General features: G+C 22.3%; 1 protein-coding gene. It reads left to right on the forward strand.

Annotated features, from left to right (window positions below):
* Positions 1-249: 249 nt before the first annotated feature.
* Positions 250-855 (forward strand): nucleoside-triphosphatase (locus tag HMPREF9129_RS10360; protein WP_004823571.1); only part of this gene is annotated, 606 nt, incomplete at its 3' end.

The raw sequence follows: 855 nt of genomic DNA on the forward strand, positions 1-855 counted from the left end.
AAGAAAAGAATATATCAAAAATTAGATAACTAATTTCATATTAATTTATATTTTGATGTAAATTTATAATTTAAAGCGGATTGCCTCTATGTATTTAGAGAACTATCTGCTTTATTTTTTATTTGTGTCGCTTTCAATTTTAAAATTATCATAAAAACTCAATCGAATATTTTTGACAAATAACTCGTTTGAATTTATAATAAATTTATATTAAAAATTTAAGTAATGAGAATTTTATTTAGGTGAAAAATGAAAACAAATCTTATGATAAGTTTAAAAAGTGGAGTGGGAAAAAGTACTTCTCTTCTTCAATATCTATTTGAAAACAGAGAAAAATATAATAGTATTTCCGGATACACAACAAGAAGAGTCTACAGAAATAATAAAGTCTATGGATACATACTAATCGAAATAAATAAAGCACTTGATTTGTACTCTTGTAACCATTCTTCAGATAGTATTTTAAAATGCGATTATAATGAAATCGTTATAGATGAGGTTTTCTTAACAACTCTTGATAGTAAATATGTATTTAATCAAGATATTTTTGAAAAATACTTTTTTGAGTATATAGACCTAAATTCTGATCTAATTGTAATAGATGAAATCGGAGGAAAGGAGCTATTGAATCCAAAAATTTTTGATACTCTTTTAGAAATTTTTAATTCTAATAAAAATTCAATTGTTGTATATAAACTTCAAGAGCAATTTAACAATATGTTGAAATCTTCAAATAAATTAGCTGATGAAATTCTTTCTAAAAGAAAAATTTTAGAGGAAAATCTTTCAAGTTTTAATTCTATTACTCCAATTAATGTAAATAAACCTTACTTAACTTTTGAAATTTTAGAAAAT

The sequence above is a fragment of the Peptoniphilus indolicus ATCC 29427 genome (assembly GCF_000227315.1).
GTDB classification, from domain to species: Bacteria; Bacillota; Clostridia; order Tissierellales; family Peptoniphilaceae; genus Peptoniphilus; species Peptoniphilus indolicus.